The sequence below is a fragment of the Paenibacillus sp. FSL R5-0810 genome (genome assembly GCF_038002285.1).
Classification (GTDB): Bacteria; Bacillota; Bacilli; order Paenibacillales; family Paenibacillaceae; genus Paenibacillus_AQ; species Paenibacillus_AQ lactis.
Genome location: NZ_JBBOCF010000001.1, coordinates 2,414,952 through 2,428,672 on the forward strand (window position 1 = coordinate 2,414,952; position 13,721 = coordinate 2,428,672).

17 protein-coding genes are annotated in these 13,721 nt (G+C 51.0%); 3 read left to right on the forward strand and 14 right to left on the reverse strand.

Going from position 1 to position 13,721, the window contains the following annotated elements; all coding sequences use genetic code 11:
* Positions 1–160: 160 nt before the first annotated feature.
* The 5 genes from MKX76_RS10855 to MKX76_RS10875 are packed head-to-tail and all read right to left on the reverse strand — an operon-like array spanning position 161 to position 1,862.
* Positions 161–580, reverse strand: coding sequence for a spore germination protein GerPE (locus MKX76_RS10855; RefSeq protein WP_341033748.1), 420 nt, complete (start codon positions 578–580; stop codon positions 161–163).
* Positions 577–762 carry a hypothetical protein gene (locus MKX76_RS10860; RefSeq protein WP_007130047.1) on the reverse strand — a complete coding sequence of 62 codons (186 nt, stop codon included), beginning with the start codon at positions 760–762 and terminating at the stop codon, positions 577–579. The genes MKX76_RS10855 and MKX76_RS10860 overlap by 4 nt, the downstream gene beginning before the upstream one ends.
* Positions 740–1,354, reverse strand: a complete 615-nt coding sequence (gerPC, locus tag MKX76_RS10865) for a spore germination protein GerPC (RefSeq protein WP_341033749.1) — start codon at positions 1,352–1,354, stop codon at positions 740–742. Before gerPC ends, MKX76_RS10860 begins: the two co-directional genes overlap by 23 nt.
* A 41-nt stretch (positions 1,355–1,395) precedes the next feature.
* Positions 1,396–1,623 carry a spore germination protein GerPB gene (locus MKX76_RS10870; RefSeq protein ID WP_040738616.1) on the reverse strand — a complete coding sequence of 76 codons (228 nt, stop codon included), beginning with the start codon at positions 1,621–1,623 and terminating at the stop codon, positions 1,396–1,398.
* Positions 1,624–1,640: 17 nt separating this feature from the next.
* Positions 1,641–1,862: a spore germination protein gene (locus MKX76_RS10875; protein ID WP_007130045.1), complete on the reverse strand. Its 222-nt coding sequence runs from the start codon at positions 1,860–1,862 to the stop codon at positions 1,641–1,643.
* Between the two features lie 119 nt (positions 1,863–1,981).
* Between MKX76_RS10875 and MKX76_RS10880 the strand changes: the two genes are divergently transcribed.
* Positions 1,982–2,443, forward strand: coding sequence for an Hsp20/alpha crystallin family protein (locus tag MKX76_RS10880; protein ID WP_251536766.1), 462 nt, complete (start codon positions 1,982–1,984; stop codon positions 2,441–2,443).
* A gap of 407 nt (positions 2,444–2,850) precedes the next feature.
* On the forward strand, positions 2,851–3,768 hold the full coding sequence (locus MKX76_RS10885; RefSeq protein ID WP_285852552.1) for an NAD(P)-dependent oxidoreductase: 918 nt from the start codon (positions 2,851–2,853) through the stop codon (positions 3,766–3,768).
* 71 nt (positions 3,769–3,839) lie between these two features.
* On the opposite strand, the gene MKX76_RS10890 is transcribed toward MKX76_RS10885, so the two are convergent.
* The 7 genes from MKX76_RS10890 to MKX76_RS10920 all read right to left on the reverse strand — a co-directional run bounded on the left by MKX76_RS10890 (position 3,840) and on the right by MKX76_RS10920 (position 10,479).
* Positions 3,840–4,256, reverse strand: a complete 417-nt coding sequence (locus MKX76_RS10890; RefSeq protein WP_007130042.1) for a MerR family transcriptional regulator — start codon at positions 4,254–4,256, stop codon at positions 3,840–3,842.
* Positions 4,257–4,423: 167 nt separating this feature from the next.
* The gene (locus MKX76_RS10895) at positions 4,424–5,296 is read right to left on the reverse strand and encodes a carbohydrate ABC transporter permease (protein WP_007130041.1); all 873 of its coding nucleotides are present in this window, start codon (positions 5,294–5,296) and stop codon (positions 4,424–4,426) included.
* A 21-nt stretch (positions 5,297–5,317) separates the two neighbouring features.
* On the reverse strand, positions 5,318–6,175 hold the full coding sequence (locus MKX76_RS10900) for a carbohydrate ABC transporter permease (protein ID WP_007130040.1): 858 nt from the start codon (positions 6,173–6,175) through the stop codon (positions 5,318–5,320).
* Positions 6,176–6,294: 119 nt separating this feature from the next.
* Positions 6,295–7,641 carry an ABC transporter substrate-binding protein gene (locus MKX76_RS10905; protein ID WP_007130039.1) on the reverse strand — a complete coding sequence of 449 codons (1,347 nt, stop codon included), beginning with the start codon at positions 7,639–7,641 and terminating at the stop codon, positions 6,295–6,297.
* A 466-nt stretch (positions 7,642–8,107) separates the two neighbouring features.
* The gene (locus MKX76_RS10910) at positions 8,108–8,995 is read right to left on the reverse strand and encodes an aldo/keto reductase (RefSeq protein WP_007130038.1); all 888 of its coding nucleotides are present in this window, start codon (positions 8,993–8,995) and stop codon (positions 8,108–8,110) included.
* Between the two features lie 122 nt (positions 8,996–9,117).
* A complete protein-coding gene (locus tag MKX76_RS10915) occupies positions 9,118–9,891 on the reverse strand; it encodes an SDR family NAD(P)-dependent oxidoreductase (protein WP_007130037.1) in 774 nt (257 codons plus the stop codon).
* Positions 9,892–9,966: 75 nt separating this feature from the next.
* Complete coding sequence (locus tag MKX76_RS10920; RefSeq protein WP_007130036.1) at positions 9,967–10,479, reverse strand: GNAT family N-acetyltransferase; 513 nt, start codon at positions 10,477–10,479, stop codon at positions 9,967–9,969.
* 223 nt (positions 10,480–10,702) lie between these two features.
* On the opposite strand from MKX76_RS10920, the gene xerS reads away from it, so the two are divergent.
* Positions 10,703–11,788: a tyrosine recombinase XerS gene (xerS, locus tag MKX76_RS10925; RefSeq protein WP_007130035.1), complete on the forward strand. Its 1,086-nt coding sequence runs from the start codon at positions 10,703–10,705 to the stop codon at positions 11,786–11,788.
* An 11-nt stretch (positions 11,789–11,799) separates the two neighbouring features.
* On the opposite strand, the gene mobB is transcribed toward xerS, so the two are convergent.
* A complete protein-coding gene (gene mobB / locus MKX76_RS10930; protein WP_007130034.1) occupies positions 11,800–12,306 on the reverse strand; it encodes a molybdopterin-guanine dinucleotide biosynthesis protein B in 507 nt (168 codons plus the stop codon).
* Positions 12,303–13,592, reverse strand: a complete 1,290-nt coding sequence (locus tag MKX76_RS10935; RefSeq protein WP_341033753.1) for a molybdopterin molybdotransferase MoeA — start codon at positions 13,590–13,592, stop codon at positions 12,303–12,305. The genes mobB and MKX76_RS10935 overlap by 4 nt, the downstream gene beginning before the upstream one ends.
* Positions 13,593–13,721: the final 129 nt, after the last annotated feature.

Genomic DNA, 13,721 nt, shown 5'->3' on the forward strand with positions numbered 1-13,721 from the left:
TTATTTAACCACAACATATTTTAACACAGGAGCGTCATGACTGGCGGGAAAAATGATAAATGGAATCATTACTGTCCTGGGCCATCTGCATCTTCCGGTAAAAAGAGCCTGCATCAGGCAGGGCGCTTCCCCCTACCCGAGCAGACTCTCCTATTCGTTTTCAATCAGGATAGGGCAAAATAATGATGCCCTTATAACGTTCCAGCGCCATCGGTTGGTCTGTTATAAAATGGCGAATGGCCTTGACCCGCGCTTCCAGATCAAGCTGCTCCGTGGTTCCTATTTGGACCGTGGACGCGGATGCGACAGACAAGACATCGACACGATTCACACGGATCAGATTATGCTCTTGGATGACGTCCATATCTACATCCGATGAGTCCGGTAATTTCGGGATATCTCTCGTAAAAATAGGGTAATCTTCAAAGCGGCCTTCATCCTCGTAAAAGACGGGCACCTGCCGTTGTACGGCGAGTGCCTGTGTATACGCATGAAGATCCTCGGATTTACCGCAAATACATGCCGAGCCGTCCGAGATGTTAATGATATGCATGTTCTCCACAAATACGTTTCGCTTCATGGAGCGGATCCCGATGCTAACGGTACGAGCGGACTGACGAGTAACGACTCCGATGGCGTATCGTATATCGATGAGCTGTTGATGATTTTCGTATCTCCGATTAACAGTACGGACGAGCTGGATACCGCGGTTACCCGGATGGAGCCCACATGCAGCTCCTTATTGATGACTGTCAGCTTCATTCCTTTTCCACTTCCCCTGCACTTGTTGAAGATGCTGATTGATTGCGTAAGCAATCTCCTTTTTGACCTGCTGCGCAATGGTTTGCTTCATCAGCACGGCGTCCGGCTCTTCGCCGCTCCGGCCGTATTGGTCCATATATACCTTGATGCGTTCCCCGACTTGTTTGCGAATGTCCTCGAGAATAATGGAAAGACTAGTTCCTGCTGAATCGACCGGAAGCTTTTTCAGACTCCTGTCAAGCTCCCCGGCGATATCATTATCCAGATATTGCGTAACGTCTTCGTAAATATCGGTATATGCTGCGCTTCCGCCATTGCCCCCTTGCGGCGGGACCAGAGATTGACCGTTAACCTCAATATCCCCTTCCGGCTTGCCGCCTGTAGGCATGACTCCGATATTCAATGTTCCTTCCAGCCTCTCGATTTTTAATAAATCAAAATGATATTCAATCCGGTCGGCAGCACTCGATTTGGACTGGCGCAGCGTATCCATTTCTGTCCTCAAATCCTTCACCATTTGCTCGATCCGACGTAACTGCTCCGCTTGGAGTTGAAGACCGTTCAGCAGCTGCTGTAAATGATACGGGTACATAGAACCCCCTCCCCTGCAATTGTATGCAGGGTGGAATCGCGTCATTCTTGCCTGTACAATCCTTCCTCGGGAGCAGGCAGGGGAACGATCGGGCTGGCGTTATCGATAGGCTCGAACTCTGGCGCAGGTCCGGTAAAACCACCGGTATTATATATATTGGATAAGGCTCTGATTTCTCCCGCAGTCCCAATCTGGAGCACGGATGAATTCGTTACGGCTTCCACGCGCAGTTGATGAATCGTAATGCTCTGATGAACCGTCACATTCACAATGTATCACAACCTTACTAAGCATTCGCGGAATCGATAAGGTCCGGATCCACCGTATTTAAGCTGTTGCCCTGGTTATTCGCGATATTGAGACCGATATTGTCGCCGGTATTGAACGAGTTGGAGCCCGAATAGGTTTTCGCGGAGCTGTTCAATACAATAGCGCCGGTATTTCCAACCAAGACCGTAGAACTGGGGCCCACGTTAACAATCTTCATATTGCCGATAATCGAAACCACAATTCCACCTCTTTAATCAGAATCGTCCTTAAATAGGTTATGTAGATATATGCCCAGATGTCACTGCGACCTTCATTCGCCCATACAATGAATCAATGGCAAAAGGGGGTGAAGCATACTTGAGCTCCAAGAATCGACGTCCCGAATGGCTGACCCAGGATTCCTTCTTCAGCAGCAACCCGTTTCCGTTCAAAGACTTGAACAATCTGAGTGAAGAAGTTCAGCTGGATGCGGCCATGATAGAGGATTATGTAAAAAACACCATCAATCAGGCTATATCAGGAAATGATATTCTCTCGAAACCGTCCGAGCTGCGTTATGAAACCTTTGATACCCATAAATTCCTTGTTGTGAAATGCCATGTTCCCATGCGCATTCACCCTGAGAATTTATGGGTGCAGGTGAACCGGACACATATTAAAATCAATGGACTTCCGAAAGAGCATGTCCAGATCATTCAGCTTCCTGCGCCCGTGCAGCCCTCACAAAGCATCGCTACGTACAAACAGTCCTCCCTGCAAATCAAAATGCCTAAATTGAGCAGCGGACGCTATCACGACGTACAGATCCGGTTTCTATGATTGTTCGGGAGCAGCGAAATGCGCGCCATCACCGTCAAATCGGGCCATTACACCGATGGCGCGCAGCAAGCTGTTTAATATGGGGTCTCTAACCCCTCCATTTAAAACATGCTCGATATGCATTAGGTAAGATCTAATGGTGGGAAGTTGTGGAAAAGAACTAGGGAGAGAGAAATGCTTTTTTCTATTATGAATTTTTCACATGGTGTTTTTATCAGGTTGTTTCTGTTCAAAATCTACATCCTATCGCTCCGGACCGGTAGCAGTCGATATGCCATTCGTTTTTAATTGCGTTGAGATCGTGACGCGACTCGTTTTTTGCTGCCTTCGCGAATACCATGTTGACTTTGACATTAGTGCCAAGGTTTAGAATAAGACCGGATGACACATATAAGGAGGAACATCTAATGGGTAACGAATGGGGATTTTCCAGCCCTATTGACAATGATTCAGAACGGCAAACGAAAGAAGCCGTCTCGGTGCTCGGACTTGGGCCTATGGGTCAAGCGCTCGCAGGCGCCTTTCTGAAGAACGGTCATCCGGTGACCGTATGGAATCGCACGCCCGGCAAATCGGATGAACTGACCCGGCAAGGGGCTGTTCTTGCGGAATCCGTGACGGATGCAGCAGCCGCAAGCGAGCTGATCATTATCTGCGTGCTCGATTATAATGCCGTGCGCTCCATTCTATCACCGGCTGTGGAAGAACTGAAAGGCCGAACCGTCATCAATTTGACGGCAGACACGCCGGAACGGGCCAGGGAGATGGCCGGCTGGGCATCTGCCAACGGCATTGATTACGTGGACGGGGCCATTATGACGCCAACCCCGACCATTGGCGAGGCCACGGCTGTCATTTTATACAGCGGCTCGGAGGATGTATACCTGCGGCATAGGCAAACATTGGCCAGCTTGGGAGGAAAGGCGTCTTACCTCGGCAGGGATCCCGGGCGTGCGGCCGCTTACGACATTACCTTACTTAATCTTTACTGGACGGCCATGAACGGTTATATGCATTCGCTTGCCCTTGCACGGGCCAAGAACATTGCAGCCTCTGATCTGGCTCCTTATGCCCATGGTATCGTAGAGATCATGCCTGCCATCATGACCCAACTTGCAGAAGAAGCCGACCGCGGCGTCTATCCGGGGGACCGCTCGAACATTATCTCTGCGGCTGCCTCAATGGAGCATATCACGCACGTTGCGGAGCATCACGGCCTTGACAGCAGCATACTTGGTGCGGGACTGACAGTCGCCAACAAGGCGATTCAGGCAGGGTTCGGGGAGGAAGGCTTCTCGCGTCTCGTTGAGTTCCATAAACGGTGACGATGCTCTCGAATCAACGCTCGGAACGGAGGAAAAAAAGCCCGAACGGCGTTTTAAACGCCGTTCGGGCCTCAATTCATAACGCCGTAGCCGGCTTCGGACATGCGGTCCTCCGCCATCTGCGGCACATCGTCTTTCATCCGGTTCATCTCGCCGATTTTCTCCTCAAGCCTCTGCTTGACGGCAGCGAGCCTTAGAATCCTGGCATTAATTTCGTCCAGCTTGTCTTCGTAGAAATCCATCATCTCTTCGCAGTATTCATATACTTCCGAATAATCATCATTACAGTCCAGAACCTCCGCGATTTCATCCGTCGTCAATCCCATTCCCAAATAGATTTGGATGGCCTTGACCCTTTCGACCGCGTCCTCATCAAACTCCCGGTAATCATTATCCAGGCGCTTCGGGCGAATCAGCCGTTTCTTCTCGTAATGGCGTATCGACCGGGCGCTTACACCTGTCAGTTTAGACAGCTGGCTAATTTTCATGAAGAAACCTCCTCGGTAAACAGGGATTCCCTTCCATTATAAACCTTGACACTAGTGTCAAGGTCAACGAATATTTTGCACTCTTAGCCCACAACGAATAGGCAAGTCAACCGAGTGGCCCAAAGGTCGGCTCTTGACTTGCCTATTCGTTGGTTCCGCAGCTCGGATCAGCCTTTAACCGCGCCTTCCGTCAATCCCTTTTGAATATATTTTGATATGAACAGATACACGATAAGCACCGGGATGACAGTCAAGGAAACGGCGGTAGCCATCAAGCCGAAGTCCGTCCCGTATTGGGAGCTGATTTCGTTAAGGAGCGCCACGATCGGGCGAACATTCTCCTTGTTTACGAAGATCAACGCCGAGAAGAGATCGTTATAAGACCACATGAAAACAAATATACTTGCCGATGCAAATACGGGCTGAGAGATCGGCACGAAGATCTTGGCAAACATCTGCCACCGATTGCAGCCGTCCATAAAGGCGGCTTCCTCCAGCTCTTTCGGAATGGTGGACATATACCCCGCAATCACGAGAGTGGCAAAGGTCAGATTGCCAGCCGTCTGAGGGAAGATTAACCCCCAGTACGTATTGACGAGACTCGTTTTGATCAGAAGCTCGTACACGGGAACGACCGTTGCAAACGCAGGAATAAGCAGCGTCGCGTACAAAATGGAATAAATCGTTCTCTTTCCTCTAAAGTTGAATCGGGATAACACGTAGGCGGCTAATCCCCCGAGCAGAAGCACCAGAAATACGGTGCCGAACGACATGATCAAGCTGTTGATATAGCTGCGCCCGATATTGATACGGTCAAACGCATTTTGATAATTTACGAACACCGGATCCCAGGAGATGGCAAAGGAATTATTCATAACGTCCCTGGAAACCTTGAAGGAGTTGTTGACGATCCAGAACAACGGATAGATCGTTGTTAAAGACCATAGGGTCAATACGATATACATCACAGCGGTGCTTATTTTAAACCGACGCTTTTTCACTCGCTGCGTTTTGTGTTCAACGACGATGGTTGGCTCCATAACTGTACACCCCTATAATGCTTAGTATGTAATCTCATCTCTCTTCAGCAATCGGTTAGCGATGACCGCCAGCAGGACGCCGAAGACCACCATATAGATCGCCACGGTCGAACCGTAGCCGAAGTTCTGGTCTACCATGGCCTTTTTGTACATATAGGTTCCGAGCACCTCGGTCCCATTCTGGCCGCTCGTGATCACCCATACGAACTCGAACACTTTCAGTGTACCGGTGATCGCCAGTGTGATCACAACCTTGATATCGCTCATAATCAGCGGAATGGTCAGCATCGTCGTTCTCTTGAAGGCCGATATCCCTTCGAGTTTTGCTGCCTCGTAATAGTCCGAAGGAATTTTGGACATCGCTGTGAGGAACAAAACGAAATAAAACCCGACATAATGCCATACGGTCGGAATGGATACCGCTTTTAACGCATTCTTATCATCCAGCCACAGCACCTTCTCGATATCGAACTGGGCAAGCAAATTGTTTAGCAAGCCGAAATTGTAATTGTAGAACAGGACGAACAATAGCGATATAGCCGTACCGGAAATGACGACAGGGAAGAAAAAAACGGTCCGGTAGAATGATTTCAGCTTGGAAATATTGTCAACAAGGACGGCGAGCACGAGGGCAATACCGACCTGGAACACGATAACATACAGCATGATTTCTAAGGTATGCAAGGTTGCCGCGCCGAGCAATTTATCCGTGAACAGTCTCTCGTAGTTCGCCCAGCCGACAAATTTCTTGTCGAAGAAACCGGTGGTCCGATAGAAGCTCAGGTACAAGCTCTTAAAGAACGGATAGTACAGAAAGATTGTCATGATCGCTACCGCAGGCAATAAAAACAGTACGATATACTTTCGATCACCCTTCATTTTTCATCACCTTTGAGGTTATTTTGTGCAATTCTCTCGAAATGACTACGCCGCCCGAATGAAAAACAACAGGGGCGGCGTTTCGTCACTTATAATTCTACCGTTTCTACAAACATGAATTATTTTTTGTTGGCGTCTTCAACCTTTTTCGCTTCGGCGATCGCATCTGTTGGCGATTTTTTGCCCTCAACGACTGGCTGAACGCTCGCACGCAGATTGCTGAATGTTTCCTGCGACACTTTGCTGTCTACCGGAGAGCTGATCGAATTCGCCTTCGCTGCCATCGCGAAGCCGTCAAGCGCAACCTGCGGCAAGCCGGTTACTTCAACGTCAGCTGCAGGCGTACCGCCGTTCGCGGAAGCGATTTTTTGAATGGTTGCCGGAGAAGTCAAATGCTTCAAGAGCTCAACCGCAGCATCCTTCTTGGCTGCATCATCATAGGTTTTCTTCGATAGATAGAAGCCGGATCCGAAACCGCCGACGATATCGTTGCCGCTGCCGGCGCCGCCAGGGACAGTCGGGAATGGCACGACGGTCGAATTGTCGCGAGTCTCGTCGCTCCAGCCGCCGACAGCCCAGGATCCTTCCAGAATCATGGCTGCAAGGCCTTCACTGTAGTAGTTTCCTGCCATGCCCAGGTCAATCGTAGCCGCGTCTTTCGGGAACGCTCCAAGGTCATACAGCTCCTTCATGGCTGCATAGCCCTTCTCCCAGTTCGGATCGATACTGTCGATCAGGCCCTTGGCCTGGCTTTCAGGACCGGCTGCAGACAGAATCGTATGCTCGATCAGATAGTGGGATTGGTCAAATGGTACGGATAAAGGAATAATGCCCTTCTTGGACAGCGTTTTCACAGCTGTCGTCAGCTTCTCCCAGTCGGTAGGAAGCTCCAAGCCGTTCTCCTCGAAAATCTTCTTGTTAACAAACAACCCTTCATAGAAACCGGTCAGTGGAGCCGCGTAGATGTTGCCATCCTTCTGTCTTGCAAGCTCCAGCGCATCCGGGATAAAGCCGTTCTTCCAGTCCGGGTTGGCATCAAGGAGTTCGTTCAAAGGAACGACCTTGCCTGCATTCACGAAGCCTTCAGCATCAGCCCCGATGAAGTAGAACAGCAGGTCCGGCTCATTGCCGCTGTTCATATCGGTATTGACCTTCGTTCTGAATCCGTCATCGTTGGCGGACATCGTATCATTCTCGATCTTTACGTTCGGATGCGCTGCCGTAAATTCGTCCAGTGCGGACTGAAATGCTTCACGTGCTGCGTCCGTGCCGCCGAACGTCGAGAACACGCGGAGAGAAACGGGAGCTGCGTCATCCTTCTTATCAGGCGCAGGCGTTTCCGTGTTCTGCTTCTCGCCATCCGCCGCCGGCGTCGTGCCACCGTTGTTCCCGTTGTTTCCGCAAGCGGCAAGGAACATCGTGAGCATCAGCATGACACTCAGAAGTAACATTGAAGACCTTTTCATTTGGAATCCCCCTAAGTATTTTTTCATGACGTATGTATTACTTGCTGTCTACCAGCATTTTAGTCCATGCCTTGTTGGACCGAAAGGGGGATAATCATCTTCTGATGGGGGAAATATTTCCAAGGGAATCAAGGGATATCCAATTCATTTCCATTTCCCTCCTGATTGAATATTGCACGGAAGGACTCCTGTTTAGCACGAAAAATGCAACGCTCAAACGTAAATAGGTGAGGCTTGGGTAACCGTGATTGGAGCACAGGAGATAGATACGAGGGAGGTTAATATCGTTTCTATTGTGAATTTTTCATATTGTGTAATATTGGAATAAGTAGATGTGTTGATGTGCTAATATTGCTTAGAACCATGCCGATTCTGACCATAAAAAAAAGCCCGGATCGGGCACGGAAGGCTGACTTTGTCACCATCAATCCCGAATCGAGCTTTTGCGACTAAAATATCGAAATCATTATACTTTGCCGACCCAATCACTTCCGGCAACCTCTTTCCACCGGCTTCGGATCGCTTGATAGGTCTCTTGGGGCAGCATGCCATCTCGCAGGAGCTGCGCATTCTGGTGCCATCGGTCCGGATTGCCCGTACCGACGATAGCCGTAGCGACGCCTGGCGTGCTTAATGTAAACTTCATCGCGATTTCGACGCCCTGCTGCACATCATTCAGAAAATCATAGTTCAATTCCTGAAGCCGCAGCCAATACGGATACGCGTAATCATCCTCGCTTAAACGCTCATGCTTCCAGGCTACATTCGCTATAGGGCGCTTGGCGATGATCCCCATTCCCTGCTTCACCGCCAAGGGGATCGTCAGCTCGATGGCTTCCTGATCCGCGATGTTCACTGAGGTCTCAAAGCTGTCAAAGACGCCGGTCTCAACCGCATATCGGGCGCTCGTCGAATCGCCGCTGTATCCGATATATCGCGTCTTCCCCTGCTCCTTGGCTCTCTGCAGCACCTCGATTACTTCTCCTCGCCGGAGAATTTCTTCAGAGCAGCTGTGGAGATGGACGACATCGACATAGTCTACCTTGAGGCGCTTCAGACTGCGGTCAATGCTTCTTGCAAGCAGCACCGGATCCCAATCCGGATAATCCATCCCTGACGCGTGACCGCATTTCGTAAACAGATAACAATCATCCCGTCTGCCGGCCAATGCCTTCCCGATCAGTTCCTCGCTGTTGCCGTAGCATTCCGCCGTATCGATCATATTCAGTCCTGCATCCATGGCGCTATGCAGCAGCCGATCAACCGTGCGCTGGTCGGCCTCCCCGATTTCCGCACCGCCGAATCCCAAAATACTGACAGACATATCCGTGTTTCCAAACGCTCTCCGTTCCATCCCTTCACGCTCCTCTACTGTCTGATCGCAGCATCCGATCTTAAAATTTAACAAAGTTCCATACTTTATTACCCATTATTGAACCCTTTTCTAACAGGGGTCAGTTGGGATTCCCAAATTTTCTAAAAGCCGTAAATGCTCATCCCGCCATCCACAAGCAGCGTCTGTCCCGTCATGTAGTTCGCGGCATCGGATGCCAGGAAAACAACGGGACCGACGACCTCCTCCAGCTTCCCGACCCGCTTCATCGGCGTACGGTCCAATATGTCCTTCAGATAGGCCTCGTCGCTAAGCAGCTTCTCCGTCAGCGGCGTGCGGAAATACCACGGGCCGACCGCATTGACTTGGATGCCGTATTGCGCCCACTCCATGGCCAATACTTTGGTCATATGAATGAGGGCCGCCTTCGTTGATCCGTACACAACCCCGGTTCGAAGCGCGGTATGTCCGCCGACTGAAGCGATGTTGATGATGCGTCCTTCCTTCTGTTCCTTCATGTACCTTGCAGCCGCCTGGGAAGCAACGAAAGCAGATTTCAGATTGGTCTGCACGATCAGCTCCCACTCGTCGTCCGTCACTTCAAGAGCAGGTGTGCGGATATTCATTCCGGCATTATTGACCAGAATATCGATCCCGCCGGCTTGCGAAACGAATTCCGCGATGGCCCCTTCCATCTCCGTTCGCTTCGTTAAATCTCCCGGCAGCACGATGCTTCCACCTTTATTCAAGCTCTGAATGATCGCAGCCGTCTCCTCCAAATCGCTTCGGGTTCTGGACATCAGCCCGACAACGCAGCCGGCCTCCGCCAGCCCGATGGCAATCGCGCGCCCGATTCCGCGTCCGGCACCCGTAACAAAGGCTCTCTTCCCCTCAAGATTGAAGCTTGGTAAATACATCAACTATCCCTCCGTTTGCTGTTTCCCGGTTGTAAATTGGATCGATTGTGTGCACGGTTATAACGTTAGACAAATCTAGTAACGCTTGGATTGAAAATACTGGCTCGGGTTATTATGCGGCGACTCGATGACTTCCTCGTATTTTCCGCCTGTATATGCCTCGATCACCTTTCTCCAGAAAGCCTGGGCTGGAAAATTAATGCTCACCTGCGTCACCTTCCAGCGCCCCTGGAAGTGCTCGAACAGCCGGGTTGCAGCCCATGTGCCGAGCCGGCTTCGCCGGTATTTCTGCATGATGAAAAATTCCGTCATATAATAATCCGCTTTCGGATCATCCGTCACCCGCTCTATCAGAGCGAATCCCGCGGGTCTGCCGTCATATTTAATCAAGAACGGAAATTTCCTGTCCCGCTTTTTCCAGAATTCATCCAAATCCGGATAGGGCGGAAACAATCCTTTATCATTCACGGAAATATCCAAATATTTGGTAAAGTCATACAGGTACAGCTGCATCAAATTTTCGATTACGGCTTGCTTCCTTCTTGGGACCAGTTCGATCCCTTTCCGCTCCGATTGGATGGATATCACGCTGCCGCCTCCCAAGCATTTTGTTATGTATTATGTGCCGACTGCCATGCATATCCATCTTATGCGATGAACGGCATTTCAATCAAGGAGGCAATGCAATCGTAAATCACATTAGCGCGCGGCAGGAGGTTATGAGACTAGGAATTTTCCATATGTTACACTAGAACGTATAATCGTATAATAGGAATCAACACAACAATGATTCAAAATCGAGGTGGCTCATATGAATATACAAAAAGATATGGACCGGGCGAAGCTGGATGAAAAATCTCCAACCATGCCCTGGTATGTACAGCAATTCATCGACTACAAGCTGCCGGACCTGTCCCCCTCAACCCTGCTTGAATACGTGCGGGACTATGAAACCTTCTTCAATTGGCTGCGTTCGGAAGGTTTATCGGAAGCCGCTTCCAATGCCGAGGTGACCTTGGCCGAGCTGGAACGTCTGCGAATGGACAGCATTACGGGTTATCGGCTGTACCTTACCACGCGCAGGGAAGGGGCCAATTCCAGAATTACCGTATCCCGCAAGCTTTCCTCCCTGCGGTCTCTGTTTCATTACCTAAGTCAGATTGCCGAGGATGAGGATTTCTATCCGCTGCTGAAGCGCAACATCATGGCCAAGGTGGAAATTAAACGCATTCATAAGCCAAAGGATACGGCCGCCAAGCTGAAGGGCAAAATTCTCGAGGAGGAAGAGCTCCAGGACTTTATCACGTATATTCACGAAGGTTATGGTCAGGATGTCGCGAACAACAAGCAAGCGCTCTACGCCCATGAACAGAATAAGGTCAGGGACGCATGCATTGCCAGCTTGATCCTGAACTCGGGACTTCGCGTGTCCGAGGTCGTCAATTTGAATTTGTCGGATATCGATCTGAGCAACAAGCTGCTCCATGTGTTCCGCAAAGGCAACAATGACGAGACCTTTAAAACGCCCGTCTACTTCCGGGCGCAGGCCAAGGACGATCTGGAATGCTACCTGCAGCTCCGGCAATCGCGATATAAGGTGCCCAAGAAGGAAAAAGCGCTGTTCGTCGCGCTCCGCAACGGGCAGCAGGAAGGCCAGCGGATGACCAAGCGTGCGATTCAGGCCATGATCATCAAATACGCCAAACGCTTTGGCAAGCCTTCCCTGACGGTTCATAAGCTGCGGCATTCCTTTGCTACCGACTATTATTTGCAAAATGATATTTACAAGACCAAGGAGCAGCTTGGCCATGCTTCAACGGAGACGACGGAAGTATACGCCCATCTGACGGACAAAACGATGTCCGAGGCCATTGAACGCCGCTCCGGTGAATTGTAAAATACGGGCGATCAGCACAGCTTCATTATCATTGCAGCGATCTGCGAAGTATCGTCCCAGGTTAGAACAGGAACCGTCTGCCGCTGCCGGATCTTCGGCAGAACGGACGGTTCTTTCAGCATGGCCGGGCGAACGATGACGGCTTGTACCGCCACCGTCTCATCCAGCAGTGCCAAGTCATCCGCATTCCGAAGCAGCACCAGCTTCGGGTAACCCTCTCGCTTATACCCCTCGATCAGAACCAGATCGAAATCGTCATAGCTGGCCAGCAGGTCTTCCAGTTTCGCCTCGGACTCCTTCATGATAGCGGTTCTGCCAGGCGAAGCGATCGCTACCCCTTCCGCTCCCGCTTCGCGGAACCGAAAGGTATCCGTCCCTTTATGATCGATGTCAAAGCCGTGGCTGTCATGCTTAATCACCGCGACCCGTAATCCCTGCTCCTTCAGGAGCGGCAGCAGGGCGGCAATCAGCGTTGTCTTTCCGCTGTTTTTATACCCGCATATTTGAACAACGTTCATGTCCATGCCCCCGGAAGCACAAGAACCTGCACGGCTTGTCCCTTCGCAGCACCCTTCAGCTCCGGCGGAATGACGATCAAACAATCGCTGTCCTTTATCGTGATCATCACGCTCGATTCATCCAGCAGCGCCGGTGTCGCTATCAGCTTCCCGCCCTGCACCTCGAGCCGTCCCCGGACAAACCGGGTGAAGTTGTTCACCTTGGCATAGTCGGCTCCAAGCTCAGCCGTCCATTCCTTCAAGTAAAACTGCTCCATGCCAAGCATTTTTCGAATTGCTGGCCGGACGAACAGCAGGAATCCGACGTAACACGCGCCCGGATTGCCGGAGAGGGCAAACAACAGCTTTCCGTCTTTCACCGCAGCGGTTGTCACGCTTCCTGGCCTCATCGTCACCTTGTTAAACAGCATCTCCATACTGCCGGAGGTCACAAGCTCCCCCATAATGTCGTAATCGCCGACAGAGACGCCGCCTGTCGTTACGACGAGATCATATTCGGCCAGCGCTTCCTCGACCCTCTGCTTCGCGAGCTCGATGCGATCCGGAATCGCCTCCATGATCACCGGCACCCCGCCAGCCTCCCTGATTTGCGAAGCCAGCATATACGTGTTGCTGTTGCGGATTTTGCCGGGCTCCAGCGGCGATTCGATATCCAGCAGCTCCGTCCCTGTAGAGAAAATTCCGACAACGGGCTTGCGGTATACCTCAACCTGGTGAAGTCCAAAAGTAGCCAAGACCGAGATTTCCCCGGCGCCGATCTTCGTTCCCTTGCGCAGGATGAGATCGCCTTCCTGCAGCTCGAAGCCCATTGGGGTAATATTTTTGCCTGGGGCAAGCGGCCGCTTGATCCCGACCATTGTCTCGGAACCCTCGTGCCGAATCTCCGTCGCTTCCAGCATCACAACGGCATCCGCTCCTTCGGGTACCTGAGCGCCTGTCATGATTCGCGAAGCGGTACCGGATTCAATCGGAATGGAAGATACGTATCCGCATGGAATTTCATCTACCACTTTCAGCCAGACGGTCTCTCCAAGCTCACACCGGCTCGTATCCGCCGAACGGATCGCATACCCGTCCATCCCCGACCGGGCAAACGCCGGGAACGGATGCGGGGCGATCATATCGGCAGCCAGCACGCGTCCGTCGCTTTCCTGAAGCCGGATATGCTCCGTCAATCCTGTAGCTGCATAGGAAACCGCTAGCTCTTGGGCATCCGCCACTTGCATTGGCCGGCGCTTGAATTTACGACGATGGCTCAAGTCGTCTATCGCGTTATGCTCCGACATGTAAAAAACCTCGCTTTCCTGTTAGCTTGCAAACGAACTTCTCCATTCAGTTATAACGCGAACCACGTATCCGTGGCAAACAACGAAACCGTGAACGACGGAAGTTGCAGCTAATCGGTGTTTCGATAT

Bases quoted from the DNA above. Each gene is read 5' to 3' on its own strand.
- xerS (WP_007130035.1), top strand. From the start codon at position 10,703: ATGAATATACAAAAAGATATGGACCGGGCGAAGCTGGATGAAAAATCT.
- MKX76_RS10900 (WP_007130040.1), bottom strand. From the start codon at position 6,175: ATGAAGGGTGATCGAAAGTATATCGTACTGTTTTTATTGCCTGCGGTA.
- gerPC (WP_341033749.1), bottom strand. From the start codon at position 1,354: ATGTACCCGTATCATTTACAGCAGCTGCTGAACGGTCTTCAACTCCAA.
- MKX76_RS10935 (WP_341033753.1), bottom strand. From the start codon at position 13,592: ATGTCGGAGCATAACGCGATAGACGACTTGAGCCATCGTCGTAAATTC.
- MKX76_RS10885 (WP_285852552.1), top strand. From the start codon at position 2,851: ATGGGTAACGAATGGGGATTTTCCAGCCCTATTGACAATGATTCAGAA.
- MKX76_RS10890 (WP_007130042.1), bottom strand. From the start codon at position 4,256: ATGAAAATTAGCCAGCTGTCTAAACTGACAGGTGTAAGCGCCCGGTCG.
- MKX76_RS10905 (WP_007130039.1), bottom strand. From the start codon at position 7,641: ATGAAAAGGTCTTCAATGTTACTTCTGAGTGTCATGCTGATGCTCACG.
- mobB (WP_007130034.1), bottom strand. From the start codon at position 12,306: ATGAACGTTGTTCAAATATGCGGGTATAAAAACAGCGGAAAGACAACG.
- MKX76_RS10860 (WP_007130047.1), bottom strand. From the start codon at position 762: ATGAAGCTGACAGTCATCAATAAGGAGCTGCATGTGGGCTCCATCCGG.
- MKX76_RS10915 (WP_007130037.1), bottom strand. From the start codon at position 9,891: ATGTATTTACCAAGCTTCAATCTTGAGGGGAAGAGAGCCTTTGTTACG.
- MKX76_RS10895 (WP_007130041.1), bottom strand. From the start codon at position 5,296: ATGGAGCCAACCATCGTCGTTGAACACAAAACGCAGCGAGTGAAAAAG.
- MKX76_RS10855 (WP_341033748.1), bottom strand. From the start codon at position 580: ATGAAGCGAAACGTATTTGTGGAGAACATGCATATCATTAACATCTCG.
- MKX76_RS10910 (WP_007130038.1), bottom strand. From the start codon at position 8,995: ATGGAACGGAGAGCGTTTGGAAACACGGATATGTCTGTCAGTATTTTG.